Source organism: Lysinibacillus sp. LZ02 (genome assembly GCF_050613145.1).
Taxonomy (GTDB): domain Bacteria; phylum Bacillota; class Bacilli; order Bacillales_A; family Planococcaceae; genus Lysinibacillus_B.
Window position 1 is genome coordinate 2121709 of the sequence record NZ_CP192507.1, and the last position, 14950, is coordinate 2136658.

Here is a 14950-nt window from a genome sequence, read left to right on the forward strand (position 1 = left end):
TATTTTACTATGTTAGAAGGGAATTAGCATAATGACCGTTTTAAAGTTAAATGAATTAAAGAAAGAGCTGAAAGAGTTAGATCAAAAGCAGTTGATTCAGCTAGTTTCAGAGCTTTATAAAGTTAATAAAGATGTGCAACACTATCTGTCCAATAAATTTGGTGGAGAAGCAGCGATTTTGGAATTATATGAAAAGACGAAGGAAAAAGTAACAGATGAGTTTTTTCCTAAGCGCGGCTTTGGTAAATTACGTTTAGCTGAAGCAAAAAAAGCGATTTCTAATTTTAAAAAGTTATCATCAGATGCCGTTAAAACAATCGATTTAATGCTTTATTATGTAGAAATAGGAACAGAATTCACCCATACATATGGGGACATTGATGCACGGTTTTACGATAGTATGAATTCGATGTACGATAAAGTAATCACGGAATGCAATAAAAATGAGGAGTATTATCAACTATTCAAGGATCGACTTTATGCAGTTGTTGAAGACTCTCAAGACATTGGCTGGGGGTATCATGATGTTTTATGCGGCAGCTATTATGCTTTAAATTGGCTGGAGGAAGAATAACGTATAGAACCCACTGTTTTTAACAGAAATTTCAAGAAAAATCGAATCCTTTTATACTTGTATCCGTATAATTAAATAAAAGAAGAACATAAAGAGAATCCAGCTCTTATTACTGTACATAATCTTTATGTTTATTACGTTTGCACATCAAAAAAGAAGAGGTGTATGGCATGAATAAATACTCGATTGCAGAATTTATTAAGAATACGGAGCAAGTGGACAGGGGAGAAGGCTTCTTTGAGCTAGAGACGCCACGTTTATTGGAAGTAAATTTAGATGGGCTTGTTTGGGCCAAGGCAGGTTCAATGGTTGCTTACGAGGGATCGATTAAATTTGTACGGGAAGGCATACTCGAGAATGGGCTTGGGGCGATGTTTAAAAAAGCATTTACGGGTGAAGGTGCCTCTTTAATGAAGGCGAATGGACAAGGGAAGCTATACCTTGCAGATAGCGGCAAGAAAATCATTATCTTGCATTTGCAAAATGAAGCCATTTATGTGAATGGCAATGACTTGCTTGCTTTTGAACCTTCGATTAAACATCAAATAAAGCTGATGCGAAAAGTGGCGGGGATGATGGCAGGTGGCTTATTTAATATTCGCTGTGAAGGGACAGGATTAGTTGCGATTACAGCTCATTATGAACCACTCACATTACGTGTCACACCGGGGAAACCAGTGATCACAGATCCCAATGCAACCGTAGCATGGTCAGGAAATTTACAACCTGAGTTCCAAACGGATATATCATTAAAAACGTTCGTTGGCCGAGGAAGTGGCGAGTCAATTCAAATGAGATTTGAAGGAGACGGTTTCGTTATCGTACAGCCTTATGAAGAGACATACATGCAGGTACAAAGCTAATACTTATGAAGGGGACAAGATGATTGACCCCTTCATTTTCGTTTTTCAAGCCCTATATAAATACCAATCTATTTCGTGCTACAATAGATTGGCAGCATCCAGCTGACTCCTTTTTTGGAAAGGAGGTGTACTGCTGTGTCTTATCCATCACGCGCTCAAAAGGCTAAGGCTGACACGAAAAAGAAGCGTGACGAAAGATTAGCCATCTTTCGTCACGCCGCGGACTTATTCCGTTTTATTGATACCGTGTATCGTCTTTTTCGGATGATGTTGTAAAAAACTTGTTTTCACCGCTTTGTCTAGCCAACAAGGCGGTGTTTTTAGTAAAAAATCAAAAGAAAAAGCGATTGGGAGCCACCCAATCGCCACGTACTGCTGTAGATCCATCACGCATGAATCTTACTACCTTCATTGTATGCAAATAGCCTATACATGTCAATGAATTACTTTTAACTTATGTAACATAGCACCCATTTATGAATCTAATTTCTTTACAAAGAAATATGAATAAATGAGACAGGAGAGGGAACAAAAATAGAAAAGAGTCCATACTGGAACTGCCAAATATTAAATGAAGGAAATGAACAATGAAAGAGCATTACTATTCTATCGGAGAAATGGCCAAGCTGACCAATTTATCCATCCAAACATTACGCTATTACGATCAAATTGATCTATTTAAACCAGCTTATACGGACCCCGTCACAAACTATCGCTATTATCATGAATCACAATTTTATTATTTAGATTTAATCAAATCGTTAAAATACGTAGGCACACCGCTAGATACAATCAAACAAGTACAAAATTACCCATTAGAGGAACTGGTGACGTTTTTAAGTAAACAAGAGCAAGTGATTGAATCCAGCATCCAACGACTACAGGAAGTACAATATACGTTGCTAAAAACGAAAAAACAATTAGAAGAGCAACTCGCTATTCCTTCATTGAATGAAGTATACGAAAAAATGGAAGAAGATATTAGAGTACTTTATATCAGAGTGCACAATGCAACACCTAAATATATCCCTCATACCTATTTTAGTGAATTGATCAAAACGATTGAAAATGAGGGAAGTGTCATCACAAGTCGCTACGGTTGTACTTATCAATTCAAGCCTTATCAATCGATCGAAGAGATTGATTATCAAAATATATTTACGCCGATTTTAACAAGTCGTTTCCTTCATGATTTATCCGGAGAAATGGATGTAATGAAAATAAAAGCAGGTCGATATGTATGTATTGCTTTTATTTTTTCATTGGAAAAATATATCGAGCACTACAAAACATTATATGCCTATATTGAAGCGAATCAGTTACTTGTTGAATCAGATGTATATGAGTTCTATATGCCGACACATTATGCGCCTACTAAAGAAGAACAGTATGTGGTGGAATTAAAAGTGAAACTGAAAGATCAATCAGTTGACTCTATAGCAACTAGAGGGTTTATGGTGTAAAGAGCGATTCTCACTAGCTATTTTTTATGATTGGAGCGTTCTTTATGAGCACATTAAAAAACAATATGACACTTACCATCCTCTTAGGCAACTTGTTCATTGCCTTTTTAGGAATTGGGCTAGTCATTCCGATATTACCAACGATTATGAATGAAATGAATGTAAACGGAACCGTTGTTGGGTATTTAACGGCGGCATTTGCATTGACGCAACTTATTTTCTCACCATTTACAGGAAAAGCGGTCGATAAGTATGGCCGTAAAATTATGATTGTCATTGGCTTATTTATTTTCGCCTTTTCTGAATTGTTATTTGGTATGGGGAAAACGATTGAGGTACTATTTATTTCTCGCATTTTAGGAGGCATGAGCGGGGCATTTATTATGCCTGCTGTTACGGCATTCATAGCCGATATTACTACCCTTAAAACACGACCAAAGGCATTAGGCTATATGTCTGCTGCGATTAGTACAGGTTTTATTATTGGCCCTGGCATCGGCGGATTTTTAGCTGAAATCGGGACACGTGTACCGTTTTATTCAGCAGCTGCTCTTGGTACCGTTGCCGCGATTTTATCGATGTTCTTTTTATCAGAACCTACTCGTCAGGCACAAGAAGCTACTGAGGGCGGGGAAGAGAAGAGCAGTTTACGAAAAATATTTATTCCGATGTTTTTCATCGCATTTATCCTGATTTTTGTTTCATCGTTTGGACTTGCCGCTTTTGAATCTTTCTTTAGTCTATTTGTAGACCATAAATTTGGATTTACTCCGTCTGATATTGCGATTGCGATTACAGGGGGAGCAATCGTCGGTGCTATTGCACAAGTTGTCTTGTTTGACCGATTGATGAAACAACTTGGAGAGATTGTGTTAATTCGTTACTGTTTAATCCTTTCAGCTGTTTTAGTATTTTTAATGACTGCTGTTAGTTCATATTTTGCTATTTTACTTGTAACGTTTATTGTGTTTGTTGGCTTTGATTTAATTCGTCCAGCGATTACAACATACTTATCTAAAATTGCAGGAAATGACCAAGGCTTCGTAGGGGGCATGAACTCGATGTTTACGTCTCTTGCTAATGTCATTGGGCCGATTGTTGGTGGGATGTTATATGATGTAGATATTCACTACCCGTATTATTTTGCAACAGTCATGTTAGTCGCTGGATTCGTACTCGCGATGTTTTGGAAGGCTCCGAAAAATTATACGTTCGACTAAAATTGAAGGTTGCTTTCTTTAATCTAAATCGTCCAAATTATGAGGTGGAAAATGAAAATCGAATTTTATGATATTGGTTCAGTCAATGACAAAAAGTTAGATTTTACCGTGATCAGTGCTTATTATCAAGGACAATGGGTTTATGTTAGACATTGTAATCGGCAATCTTGGGAGATACCTGGTGGTCACAGAGAACTAGACGAGAAGATTGATGAAACCGCAAAAAGAGAGTTGTTTGAAGAAACCGGATGTAAAGAAATGGACTTATCACCCATCTGCGATTATTCCATGGATGATTCCGTAAAAAAGGTTTTTGGAAGGTTATACTTTGCAAGAATAAAGGAAATGGGGCAATTACCTGTTTCTGAAATTGCTGAAGTAAAACTTTTTAGCAGTTTACCAAAATACCTAACATATCCTGAAATTCAACCTAAGCTGTTTGACAAAACACTTGCTTTTATGAAAGACTAATAAAATTTAACACAGCAAGCAAGAGGGGTAATTTACTCCTCTTGCTTTTTTATATGGAAGTAGTGTGCGATAAATTGTTCAATCAATTGGAGTGGATGACCGTTGTCAATGGAACGACTGCACCAATACATATTTCGATTATATTTTTCAGGCAGTGTCATATATGGAATCGAAGCCGGTAATGTTTTTTTAGAAACAATCGATTTACCGATGTTCTCCTGGAGTAAGCGAATAATGAGCTCAGAGTGATTGGCGTATAAATAATCGGCTTCAATATTATTTTCCGCAATATATAGCTCATTGAAATAGCGAATACCAGAATGCTTCTCGCGCATCAGCCAGTAGTTCGAGTTAAGCTGCCCCGCCAGAACGAGCTCATCCTGAAAGATGATTTTTTTATAAATACCCGTTGTTTCAATCGGTTTTTCAATAAAAGCAAAATCCGCCTCACGCTTCATCAATTGGTCGATTGCCTGTTCAGAATTCACAACATCGATCGTAAATTCAAAACCCGGAAATTGCGTTGTCAGCTGTGGCATAAAAGACGGAAGATAATACAGACCAAATGTATTGGAGCACACCATCGTACATGTTTGTTCGTATAACTGCCCATGCTGCAAAAAGGCCTCCGTTTTCTCCCATTGCTCAATGATCATGACTGATTGTTCGTACAAATAAGTGGCAGCAGGTGTTGGTTGGATATGCTTAGGCCCTTGGCGAATAAATAAAGGCACTTGTAACTGTTTTTCGAGCTGTTTTATTTTCATCGAAATCGTTGGCTGTGAAATAAATAAAATTTCCGATGCTTTCGTAAAGTTTTGAAGTTCATATACTTTTGTAAAAACCTTTAGCGTTTCAATCATGGAAGCACCTCCTATAATTATTAGCTTTCTTAATAATTATTATATCAAATATGTATTTTTCAAATAATAAATGTTCAGGTAACCTAAAAGTATCAACAAGCCAAGGAGAGATAAAGATGACATCATGGTTAAAAACAATACCCATTCCAATCAGTGGCTTGATGCTTGGGTTAGTATCATTAGCAAAGCTACACTTTTCATTAAATATGGAGCTGTTGGGGGCCCTGTGTTTCACAATAGGGGTTACACTCTTTTTATTATTGCTATGTAAAATCATTTTTACGTTTTCACATGTTAGAAACGATTTAAAAAATCCGATTATCGCTTCTGTAGCACCAACCTTTTCAATGGGTACGATGGTCATTTGTAGTATTGTCGCTACACAAACTTCACTTCAAACACTCGCGGTGATTGGATGGGGGGTAGCAGCTTGTCTACAATTTACGCTCGTTATGTATTTTACGTATGTGTTTGTTTGGAAGCATAAAGTCAATATCCAATCTGTCTATCCAAGCTGGTTCATTGTGTATGTGGGCATTGGCATTATACCGATTACTGCAGGGCATTTTAATGCTATGTTGATAGATGTCGTGTTTTGGATTGCCTTTTTATGTTACGTGTTATTGCTACCGATTGTATGGAAACGGATAAAACACTTAGAAGAACCAACGATGCCGCTCTTAACGATTATCGCTGCACCGGGATCACTATGTTTAACAGCTTATTTACAACACTTTACGCATCCAAACTTGTATTTTGTAGTAGCTATTTTGGGGGTATCTCAACTGGTATATGCCATGGTCCTTTGGCAATTACCAAAACTGTTAAAGCTACCATTTTACCCAAGCTACGCGGCATTTACGTTTCCGTTAGTCATTTCTGCGACAGCGATGAATGCAGCCGCGCATTTTTTCCACTCAATGCCGTTATTTAATGTGTTAACACACGTGGAGTTGTTCATTGCTACATGTATGGTCCTGTATGTGTTAGTACGGTATTTATTATTTATCCAGGCAAATGTCCGGAAAAATGTTGCGCATGGATTGTGAATTATTAGAACATCTAGTTGGCCCATCCGTAGAACAAATATGTAGATATCAGGAACAAAACTATATACGTGCATTTTAATGTTCCAGCATAACGGTTAACTGCAAGTTTTTGCTCGGATAGCGCAGCTTTTTGATCGTTCAATGTCGACAGTTTTAAGACGATTTATATAATCATTGTTTTATATTTACAAAAGATAATTTACGAGGCATTATTATGTTATACGATATATCGCTATACATAATATCGTGAGACATAATACCTCTGAAAACGAAAGAAGGAATATAAGAAATGGCATACAATGGAGGACCGATGACCGAAGCAATGTATTATGTTTTACTAGCGCTTATGCATCCTAACCATGGATATCAGCTTATGCATGCAATTACCGAGGTTTCGAATGGTAGATTAAACATGGGACCAGGGACACTTTATGGGGTACTCTCACGGATGCAAAAAGACGACCTTATTTCATTGGCAGAAGATGATGGTAGAAGGAAGACCTATCAAATTACATTGGAAGGAGAACAAGCATTAAGAACAGAGTATAGTCGATTAAAATCCTTGATCCAAGACGGAAATATTTTAGAGGTAGGTGATAAGAATGAATAAGACAGTTCGTAAGCTTCGCCCTAGTGATTATTGGCGAATCGGTGAGCATGAAAGCTGGTTTCAAGACATGGCGGCAAAGGGATTCCATCTAAAAAAGATGGGGTTATATTTTACTCATTTTGTTAAAGGTGAACCGAAAAAAATGAGGTACAGAATAGATGTATCATTAAAAAAGAAGATTACTCCAGAACAGATTGAGATGTATTCGGATAGTGGATGGGATTATGTGACGGACTATCAATTTTTTAAAGTGTATTCATCACCTGTTGAGCTTGATGCACCAGAGCTACATACAGACCCTGCCGAGCAATCTTTTACACTAAAGGCGCTAGACAAGAAATTAGCCTTTAATGCTAGCATACTTGTTGCTGCAATCATCTTAATGATTGGTATGTTGTCAGCTAGTTGGTTTCTTGATCGGACACCTACATACATTTTGGTCGAAGGTATGGCGATTCAACAAACGATTTTAACCATTTTCATTGGGTATTTGACCTATACTTCACTACAAGCTGCCATATCCATTCGTGCTTTACGAAAAAGTCTTATCAACGGAAAACCGATTGATCATCATGCTCCTTGGAAGAAACACCATCGATTAAATTCTGTTATCGTTTTCCTTTTTACAACAGTTGTCGGGTTAGGTGCCATACTTCCGTTCATACAACTTGTAAAAGGCGAAACGAAAACATTGCCGGAAGCCAATCTTGATTTACCGATTGTCAGATTAGCAGATATAGAGCAAAATCCTACCTTGACTCGAGGGGAATCTGCATATATGAGAGACGGTGTTGATTGGGCTAATCGGTATACGTATAATTGGAGTCCATTGGCACCCGTCCAATATGAATCAGATGAAAACGGGGTTGTTCCCGGGGAAATGTGGAAGGATAAAAGTGGTGAATATTCTCCAAGTATCCACACAATGGTTTATCAACTAAGTGTACCAACTTTAGCGGATAATCTAATTGCTGATTTAATAAAGAGGTATAGGTATAGATATAGTGATGATAATTTTATTGAAACAAAGCATGTAGACCTTGATCTATTGATAGTTCATGAGGAAGATGAGTTTAAAGAAGTATTTGCTTCAAAAGGAAAAGCTGTCATCTACGTTCGTTATTATGGTTATGCCGATATAAATTTGGTAATAGAAAACATAGTAGAGAAGATTGATTTCATTTCAGAATAATATTTGATAAATAATCTTTGCATTATCTTGATATTTTCTTATTGCAGGTGGTGACAGCTTCACTGGTACTACCCAACATAGGGAGGAATGTATATGCTGTATTTGTTCTTATTGTTCACGGTGAGCCAAATTGGGATTGGACTGAGGTTTTGGCTCAAAGGCATATTTGAGCCTTCTCAATTTTTCCTTAGTTGCATGTTTTTACTTGCTGGTGTAGGCATCTATTTCCTCCAGGAAGTGCAAAGTAAAAAGGATGTGCAATTTAAATCGGTTAGCGATGAAAACCTTTGGCAAACGCGATTGACAGAGCGCATAAAAACGACGAAAAAGAAGCTGACAAAGGGACATGACATTTTATTTTATTATAATCGCTACTATCGAACATTGTGGCAACGGCTTTATGTAGAATTACTAAATGCACCCGATAAATATATTCATGTAACCTTTTCGAATGAAAACAAGCAAGTTGACTGGCAGGGGTTTAGTAAGTTTACATCGAGTAAAGTCCATTGGAAAATCACTGAAAATGGACAGGAAATCGCACAAGCTTGCTATAAATCAAGTTTAAAAGATAAGGTCAATTTTGAAGAACGACTACAGCTAACAATGGCAGCCAATACATATGAAATTATGTCTTATAAAATGAGCAATCAAATCCTCATTTACCGAGAAGGTCAAAAAATAGGGGAAGGCGATTTATCGAACTGGGTGAATGGGCATTTACACTTTCGACTGCATGATCAACAGGAGGAGTTGTTAGCAATGGCCGTGATTGTGTTTCATTATTTACATAAAAGTGGCTAAACGTAAAATTCAAATAGTATGATAAGGTCATATTCATGAGTAGGGAAATTTGAATAGAGGAGAAAGATAGAAATGTCACAATTAATAGAGTGGAAAAATAATGCGCGCGGGCGTAAATTTATCGCTTCTTTCAGTGGCGGGAAAGACAGTGTATTAGCTTTATATAAAGCGATGAAGGTGGGCGAAGCGATTGGACTCATTGTCATGCTAGAAGAAGAAGGGGAACGCTCCAGATCTCACGGGATGCCTCCAGAACTCATACGTGCTCAAGCGACATCTATCGGTTTACCCGTATACACTGCCGCTTCCAGCTGGACAGATTATGAACAAGTATTTATGAACCTTTTAGAAAAAGCGAAAAAGCAAGGGGCAGAAGTGTTAGTAACAGGCGATTTAGATATGCCTGCTCACGGTTGCTGGCATGACAAGGTAACAAAGAATGCTGGATTGAAGCTTAGCATGCCTTTATGGAAAATGGACCATCGTGAAGTGGTGAAAGAATTTATCAATCTAGGATTTGTCACGATCATTGTCACGGTGAATTTATCATTAGGCATGCGAGAAGACGACTTAGGGCGAACGTTAACTCATGAATACGTGAAAGAACTCGAAGCGCGTGGTATTGACCCGTGCGGAGAAGGCGGGGAATTCCATACGACCGTAATCGATGGCCCCATTTTTAAACAACCGATTCCCGTTCGTAAATGTGACATTATCAGAGACGGGGAATATGCATTTTTGCCGTTGGAGCTAGATGAGCTTTAAATAGAGACAAATTCAAATGAAAATAAAGCATGACAAAATACCTCATGCTTTATTTTTAAAAACTCATATTCCATATTTCAGTTTCATACATAATATGTACATCTGCATGTTCAATAGTTAATTCATTTTGCAAATACTCGATAAAAGACTGAAACATTTCTTCACTGATTTCTTCTTTTGTGTTATTTAAGCGAATATTAAGTGTAGGGATACCTCCTACATCAGAAGAAGGGGTAAATGCAATACCTTTAGGTTCACCGAATGTTTCATGTATATAGCTATACACTTTCGGTTTTACTTGTTCTATAAATGCTGCTTTTTCTTGAATCAAGATATCATCTTCCATTTGTTCTGTAAATGTATTTTCATACACCTTAAATGTTGTTTGTGTTTCTGTATTTACAACCACTGCCGCATAATCAAAATTACCGTATTGCTCCCCCTGATCATAAAGGATATCAGAGATTTCGTATTTCATAGTTGGATACGTCTCTTGTAAGTATTGTTCTGCTTGCAATAATACCTTTTCCTCTTCTTTTTCATCTGGTATCAACGAGGCCCTAAAATTCATAAATACGAAGACCGTGCCTACTACCAACAATAACACTATTCCTGCAACTGAAAAAATGAATATGCTCCAGCCTTTAAACCATGTATTCATCAATTTTCCCTCCTTTTTAAAGACTAATATCAATGAAAGATGTTTCAGCAGTTGGGATTTTGTACACTTTTGAATCGTTTAATATGGAAGCAAAGTCATTCCATGTTGTACGTAGTTTGTCTTGAAATTGATATAGCATATCGTCCGAGCTATTATCTAAATTCTTTTGGTTTTCCTTAAATTTCGTTAAAGCATTTTCAAATGATTGTACAAAATTAGCTTGGCTAGATAAATCGAGCTCACTGTAAAAACTGTGAAATGTTTGCTCTTGTTCTTCTAATGATTTAATCCCATTAGCCATTATTGATTTTTCACCTAATTTACTCTTATAAAAGAGTATCGACTTCGGAAATGTTATTTTAAGGTGCGAAAGTTCTATTTAATTGAATATTTTTACAAATTTTGCTGAATGGGTTTTTGGAACTTGTTATTACTTGGAACGTATAGAAGTATAGGTTTGTTGAAATGTAATAGGAGGGAGTTGATCCGCTTGCTACTATTAGTAGAAATTTTGCGTACAATTTCAATCGTCATATTAATTTTTAGTTCCTCTTTTTATTTTAGACATCTGGAAAGAACGAAAAAACAAAGAAAACTTTCAACCTTTGAATTCACAATGTACATAGCAATTCAAATTGCGTATATATTATTTGCAATCAGTTTATTGCTTTCCATATTTGGGTAAGTGATTGTTGTAAGTTGAATATGGACAGTCATTAAGAAGGAGTAGCGTTTGAACAATCGAAAAGTTGGAAGCATTTTAGGCTTTACCTCTATATTACTTGTGATAATAAGTATTATCGTTTTCTATGCTCTAAGAGGACCTAATGCTGATGTTTATTTGATTAGTACCATTTTTAGTATGTTATCAATTTTCGGTATTTTATTTGCTGTAGTCTCTTGGTGGATGTCTAAACGACTCGTTCTTTTAATTGTCGGTTTGTTAGGAAACATATTAGTCTTTATTTCTCTCAAAAGGATGAAAGAATTCTAAAATTAGCAGTAACTTAATGTTAAGAAATTACGAGGAGAATGAAAAGTTATTGAAAGATAGCTTATTAACAATGTTGGATTCATATTATGTTGTTAAATTATCCTTAAGCAGATACCTTAATGTTTCCAAGGAAGTGGCGTATAAATTCCCATATACTACTTCTTTTTCGTTTTAACGCAACTTAATAATGGAAAATGATACAATATATGTATATCATTTATTCGAGGTGATTTTTATGAAATCATATATTACAGAAGTCATGGCTAAACAATTAGCAAACGAAATCCCTATCCATATTTATGAATTTACAGTAGAAGACCCTACGAAGAAATATGAAGGTGTCTATAAAATTTATAAGGCTTGGCAGCGGGCCAATCATTATATGCCAATGGGATATAATCAAAGTACAATTGTTTCGTTTCAACCCGTTCAACATTTTATTGGCTACAATCCAATTAACTATCAGCATAAAACGTTAAATACGGAGAATTTATTTGAGCGATCTTTACTTGAACGATTAATCAAGGATAGTTTTTTAGCAGCGGGCCAGCAAAATTTAAAACTTAAACGGGTTGGATCTGATTTGCAGGAATGGAATGCTAAAACAATTGGTAATGTGTTAATGTATCCCGCGCTTTCATTTCATGTGAATATTGTGAACAATCGTATCTGTATTGGATTTAATATGACGCATAAATTTGAATACAATTATACGTTGCAACAAATGATTGAGCGCGGCATTGTTCTAGAAGAAGGCATGAAAATCATTCATAGTGACATTAAAAATAATTATACATATGAATTTGAAAAAGTTGCCGATTACTCTGTGAAAGATATTTGTCTAATATTGAAAAAATCTATTTATCAATATTACGTAGATAAAGGGGATATGAAGGCTGCGGAAACATTGCATTCAGGAATAAAAGTAATTTATGCAAAAGCTCAAAATCAAAATAGTTTAAGTTATGCAGCGAATTTTTTAAAACCTCTTTGTTCTTTTGAGACAATGAAACCTAATGAAACTAAACAAGTAATGGATGCGTTGAAGCTAAAACCAAATGAGCGCATGAAAAAGATGTTAAGACAAATGATAAATTTAATTGAGGTATTTCCATATTTACAATTTGAACGCAATCCTTTCTTAATTGAGCATAATGATTATCAAATGCGAACAATTCAAGATCCTAAAGTATATTTAGATAAACCGTATATCAAATCGTTACATGGCTTAAAAAATGGTAAGCTCTATAAGGGCGGCACGATAAAATTATCGATTTTTATGGATGAGGCGTTTGAAAAAAAGCTAGGTATTTCTAAAACAGTTGCCTTTAAATTTATCAGAATAATGCAAAATATAGCATTTCAGCACGGTGTTGTAATCGAAATAAATACAGCAACAAACGAAACAAAAGGAAAGTTTACTGAAGAATTTTTTAGGGAATTTGCATGGCAAATTCGAAGTTTAGAATCCATTTTTAAAGATACAACAGTTTTAGCTTTTATTACCGAAGAACACCTTACAAAACTCCCAATCAAGATTTATTCAGAATTTAAAAGGCAGTTTGGTGGTAAGTGGGATATTTCTTCACAAGTGTTGACGGAAAAAAGTCTACGAGCTTTTGAACGACTATTACAGCAACATAAAATTGAAGCGTTTAATCCAAATGATGAAGCAGCATGCAGTCACGTTGCAAACATTGTGAAAAATTCACCAATGTCTTTCACAATGTTTAATATTTTACTAGGCATTTATGTGAAAAGTGGGATGCAACCCTGGATATTAGCTGAACGAACGTATTCAGATTGTTTTATTGGACTTGATGTTAGTCATGAGGATGGTAAAAGTGCGGCTGGCATTATGAATGTTATTGGTTGTAACGGTCATCTTATTAAGCAATCCGCCATTAACGGGGTGCTAGCAGGTGAGAAAATCGACTCTGAGACACTGAAAGAAATCCTCGTCGATGTCCTACATGCATACCAGCAACAATTTGGTGAATTTCCAAAGCATGTAACTATACATCGAGACGGTCGCTGGCGAGAGGACTCAGTGCTTGTTGAACAATTATTAACTGGAAAGAATATCGCATACGACATCGTAGAAATTATTAAACAGCCAAATCGACGAATGGCATTTTATGATGAAACGGCCGACAATGGAAAAGGAAAATTCCTGACACGACAAGGAGTATATTATGTTCGCGATAAAGAAGCATTTTTATGTGCTACAGATCCGCGTGAAAATATAGGTATGGCACAGCCAATTAAGATTATCCAGCAGACAGCAACATTACCCTTTCACCAAATTGTCGAAGATGTTTATCGTTTGTCATTTATGCATATCCACGCACTTAATAAAATGCGTTTACCAGCTACGATTCATTATGCAGATTTGAGTTCAACAGCTTATCAGCGCGGACAAATTGCTGCGAGGTCTACTAATGTAACGCATTTGCCGTTTGTTTAGACAGCATAGCAATCAAATTAAATATGGGGTGCGCAATAGTGAAAAAAGAAATTGAATATCTAGAGGGCAAATTAAATGAAATACAATATGATTCAAATCTTTTTAAAGTAAGGTTTGGTGAGAATAAATATATTTTTGGAATCACATCTGCTGATAATAATATGGCTTCAGGGTTAGGGGGAATAATGCAATATAATACGCTTTATCAAACATTGATAGATTTAGATATTAAGATAAAAATTTCCTTTAGAGAAGCCATAAGATTTGCATATTCAGAAAATGTACTGAAAAATTTTTCTATTATAGAAATGAAAACGAATGAGGAAATATGGGGTTATTATTATATTGAAAATGCGTTATTTCGAACGTCTAGCTTATGGGATATGTTAGCACAGTTCTATAGACTGTATTTTAAAGTACAAATTAAAGCACATCGAGTTTATTACAAAAAAATATTTAATCCTAATTCGCCTTTATCTAACGGTTTTAAAGAAAAGGCAACTATTATTTCAAACTATTTGAATCAAGAAAATGACATATCTATAAATGATGAATGGAAAGGAAATCACAAGTTTGTAAATGAGATACGTAATAAGATGACTCATCGCAATTCACCAAATGTATCTGTAATTAGTGATTTTGATGTTAATTTTAAACATCATCCATCATATTTATTGAAAAGAATTATAGAGGATTATAATATGGCTTCAAAATTTATTCTAAGTATCCTAGATGAAGTATTAAGAGAAATGGGGGAGTAATAAGTTATAAAGTTTTACTAGTGATACTTAAATCTAGCTCACATAAATTTTCTAACGCAGAAAATGTAATTTCTATTAATAGTATAGATTTGAACCCTAATTCAAGTGTAATGGGCTTCCAAAGTTATCAAAACTCTTAATACATCAACATTCCCAGAAATATTTAAAAGTACTCCTGGAACGTATTTGCAGA

The 14950-nt window shown here is 35.7% G+C and carries 16 protein-coding genes; 13 read left to right on the top strand and 3 right to left on the bottom strand.

Features of this window, described 5'->3' with window-relative positions; translation table 11 throughout:
• Positions 1-31: 31 nt before the first annotated feature.
• From ACQQ2I_RS10380 to ACQQ2I_RS10400, 5 genes are all read left to right on the top strand, one after another.
• The gene (locus ACQQ2I_RS10380) at positions 32-574 is read left to right on the top strand and encodes a DUF6155 family protein (protein ID WP_431026721.1); all 543 of its coding nucleotides are present in this window, start codon (positions 32-34) and stop codon (positions 572-574) included.
• 170 nt (positions 575-744) lie between these two features.
• Positions 745-1437 carry an AIM24 family protein gene (locus ACQQ2I_RS10385; protein ID WP_431026722.1) on the top strand — a complete coding sequence of 231 codons (693 nt, stop codon included), beginning with the start codon at positions 745-747 and terminating at the stop codon, positions 1435-1437.
• Between the two features lie 587 nt (positions 1438-2024).
• A complete protein-coding gene (locus ACQQ2I_RS10390) occupies positions 2025-2900 on the top strand; it encodes a MerR family transcriptional regulator (RefSeq protein WP_431026723.1) in 876 nt (291 codons plus the stop codon).
• Between the two features lie 44 nt (positions 2901-2944).
• Positions 2945-4120, top strand: a complete 1176-nt coding sequence (gene norA, locus ACQQ2I_RS10395; RefSeq protein ID WP_431026724.1) for a multidrug efflux MFS transporter NorA — start codon at positions 2945-2947, stop codon at positions 4118-4120.
• A 51-nt stretch (positions 4121-4171) separates the two neighbouring features.
• Complete coding sequence (locus ACQQ2I_RS10400) at positions 4172-4591, top strand: NUDIX hydrolase (RefSeq protein WP_431026725.1); 420 nt, start codon at positions 4172-4174, stop codon at positions 4589-4591.
• A gap of 32 nt (positions 4592-4623) precedes the next feature.
• On the opposite strand, the gene ACQQ2I_RS10405 is transcribed toward ACQQ2I_RS10400, so the two are convergent.
• Positions 4624-5454, bottom strand: a complete 831-nt coding sequence (locus ACQQ2I_RS10405) for a LysR family transcriptional regulator (protein ID WP_431026726.1) — start codon at positions 5452-5454, stop codon at positions 4624-4626.
• A 116-nt stretch (positions 5455-5570) separates the two neighbouring features.
• Here ACQQ2I_RS10405 and ACQQ2I_RS10410 point away from each other — a divergent pair, with 116 nt between their 5' ends.
• From ACQQ2I_RS10410 to ACQQ2I_RS10430, 5 genes are all read left to right on the top strand, one after another.
• Complete coding sequence (locus tag ACQQ2I_RS10410; RefSeq protein WP_431026727.1) at positions 5571-6503, top strand: TDT family transporter; 933 nt, start codon at positions 5571-5573, stop codon at positions 6501-6503.
• A gap of 310 nt (positions 6504-6813) precedes the next feature.
• The gene (locus tag ACQQ2I_RS10415) at positions 6814-7113 is read left to right on the top strand and encodes a PadR family transcriptional regulator (protein WP_431026728.1); all 300 of its coding nucleotides are present in this window, start codon (positions 6814-6816) and stop codon (positions 7111-7113) included.
• Positions 7106-8305: a DUF2812 domain-containing protein gene (locus ACQQ2I_RS10420; protein WP_431026729.1), complete on the top strand. Its 1200-nt coding sequence runs from the start codon at positions 7106-7108 to the stop codon at positions 8303-8305. Before ACQQ2I_RS10415 ends, ACQQ2I_RS10420 begins: the two co-directional genes overlap by 8 nt.
• A 93-nt stretch (positions 8306-8398) precedes the next feature.
• Positions 8399-9109: a hypothetical protein gene (locus ACQQ2I_RS10425; RefSeq protein ID WP_431026730.1), complete on the top strand. Its 711-nt coding sequence runs from the start codon at positions 8399-8401 to the stop codon at positions 9107-9109.
• Positions 9110-9181: 72 nt separating this feature from the next.
• Positions 9182-9874 (top strand): diphthine--ammonia ligase, encoded by a 693-nt coding sequence (locus tag ACQQ2I_RS10430; protein WP_431026731.1) that lies wholly within the window; start codon positions 9182-9184, stop codon positions 9872-9874.
• Positions 9875-9929: 55 nt separating this feature from the next.
• Here the strand turns inward: ACQQ2I_RS10430 and ACQQ2I_RS10435 are convergent, their stop codons facing one another.
• Both ACQQ2I_RS10435 and ACQQ2I_RS10440 read right to left on the bottom strand, forming a co-directional pair.
• Complete coding sequence (locus ACQQ2I_RS10435) at positions 9930-10535, bottom strand: hypothetical protein (protein WP_431026732.1); 606 nt, start codon at positions 10533-10535, stop codon at positions 9930-9932.
• Positions 10536-10551: 16 nt separating this feature from the next.
• Positions 10552-10836 (bottom strand): hypothetical protein, encoded by a 285-nt coding sequence (locus ACQQ2I_RS10440; protein ID WP_431026733.1) that lies wholly within the window; start codon positions 10834-10836, stop codon positions 10552-10554.
• Between the two features lie 432 nt (positions 10837-11268).
• Between ACQQ2I_RS10440 and ACQQ2I_RS10445 the strand changes: the two genes are divergently transcribed.
• The 3 genes from ACQQ2I_RS10445 (at position 11269) to ACQQ2I_RS10455 (ending at position 14757) form a co-directional block, all read left to right on the top strand.
• The gene (locus tag ACQQ2I_RS10445) at positions 11269-11529 is read left to right on the top strand and encodes a hypothetical protein (protein ID WP_431026734.1); all 261 of its coding nucleotides are present in this window, start codon (positions 11269-11271) and stop codon (positions 11527-11529) included.
• A gap of 235 nt (positions 11530-11764) precedes the next feature.
• Positions 11765-13996 carry a Piwi domain-containing protein gene (locus tag ACQQ2I_RS10450; RefSeq protein ID WP_431026735.1) on the top strand — a complete coding sequence of 744 codons (2232 nt, stop codon included), beginning with the start codon at positions 11765-11767 and terminating at the stop codon, positions 13994-13996.
• A 38-nt stretch (positions 13997-14034) separates the two neighbouring features.
• Complete coding sequence (locus ACQQ2I_RS10455) at positions 14035-14757, top strand: Cthe_2314 family HEPN domain-containing protein (protein ID WP_431026736.1); 723 nt, start codon at positions 14035-14037, stop codon at positions 14755-14757.
• The last annotated feature ends 193 nt before the right edge of the window (positions 14758-14950 follow it).

Coding starts and splice junctions, on each gene's coding strand:
- ACQQ2I_RS10380 (WP_431026721.1), top strand. CDS start 32: ATGACCGTTTTAAAGTTAAATGAATTAAAGAAAGAGCTGAAAGAGTTA.
- ACQQ2I_RS10385 (WP_431026722.1), top strand. CDS start 745: ATGAATAAATACTCGATTGCAGAATTTATTAAGAATACGGAGCAAGTG.
- ACQQ2I_RS10390 (WP_431026723.1), top strand. CDS start 2,025: ATGAAAGAGCATTACTATTCTATCGGAGAAATGGCCAAGCTGACCAAT.
- norA (WP_431026724.1), top strand. CDS start 2,945: ATGAGCACATTAAAAAACAATATGACACTTACCATCCTCTTAGGCAAC.
- ACQQ2I_RS10400 (WP_431026725.1), top strand. CDS start 4,172: ATGAAAATCGAATTTTATGATATTGGTTCAGTCAATGACAAAAAGTTA.
- ACQQ2I_RS10405 (WP_431026726.1), bottom strand. CDS start 5,454: ATGATTGAAACGCTAAAGGTTTTTACAAAAGTATATGAACTTCAAAAC.
- ACQQ2I_RS10410 (WP_431026727.1), top strand. CDS start 5,571: ATGACATCATGGTTAAAAACAATACCCATTCCAATCAGTGGCTTGATG.
- ACQQ2I_RS10415 (WP_431026728.1), top strand. CDS start 6,814: ATGACCGAAGCAATGTATTATGTTTTACTAGCGCTTATGCATCCTAAC.
- ACQQ2I_RS10420 (WP_431026729.1), top strand. CDS start 7,106: ATGAATAAGACAGTTCGTAAGCTTCGCCCTAGTGATTATTGGCGAATC.
- ACQQ2I_RS10425 (WP_431026730.1), top strand. CDS start 8,399: ATGCTGTATTTGTTCTTATTGTTCACGGTGAGCCAAATTGGGATTGGA.
- ACQQ2I_RS10430 (WP_431026731.1), top strand. CDS start 9,182: ATGTCACAATTAATAGAGTGGAAAAATAATGCGCGCGGGCGTAAATTT.
- ACQQ2I_RS10435 (WP_431026732.1), bottom strand. CDS start 10,535: ATGAATACATGGTTTAAAGGCTGGAGCATATTCATTTTTTCAGTTGCA.
- ACQQ2I_RS10440 (WP_431026733.1), bottom strand. CDS start 10,836: ATGGCTAATGGGATTAAATCATTAGAAGAACAAGAGCAAACATTTCAC.
- ACQQ2I_RS10450 (WP_431026735.1), top strand. CDS start 11,765: ATGAAATCATATATTACAGAAGTCATGGCTAAACAATTAGCAAACGAA.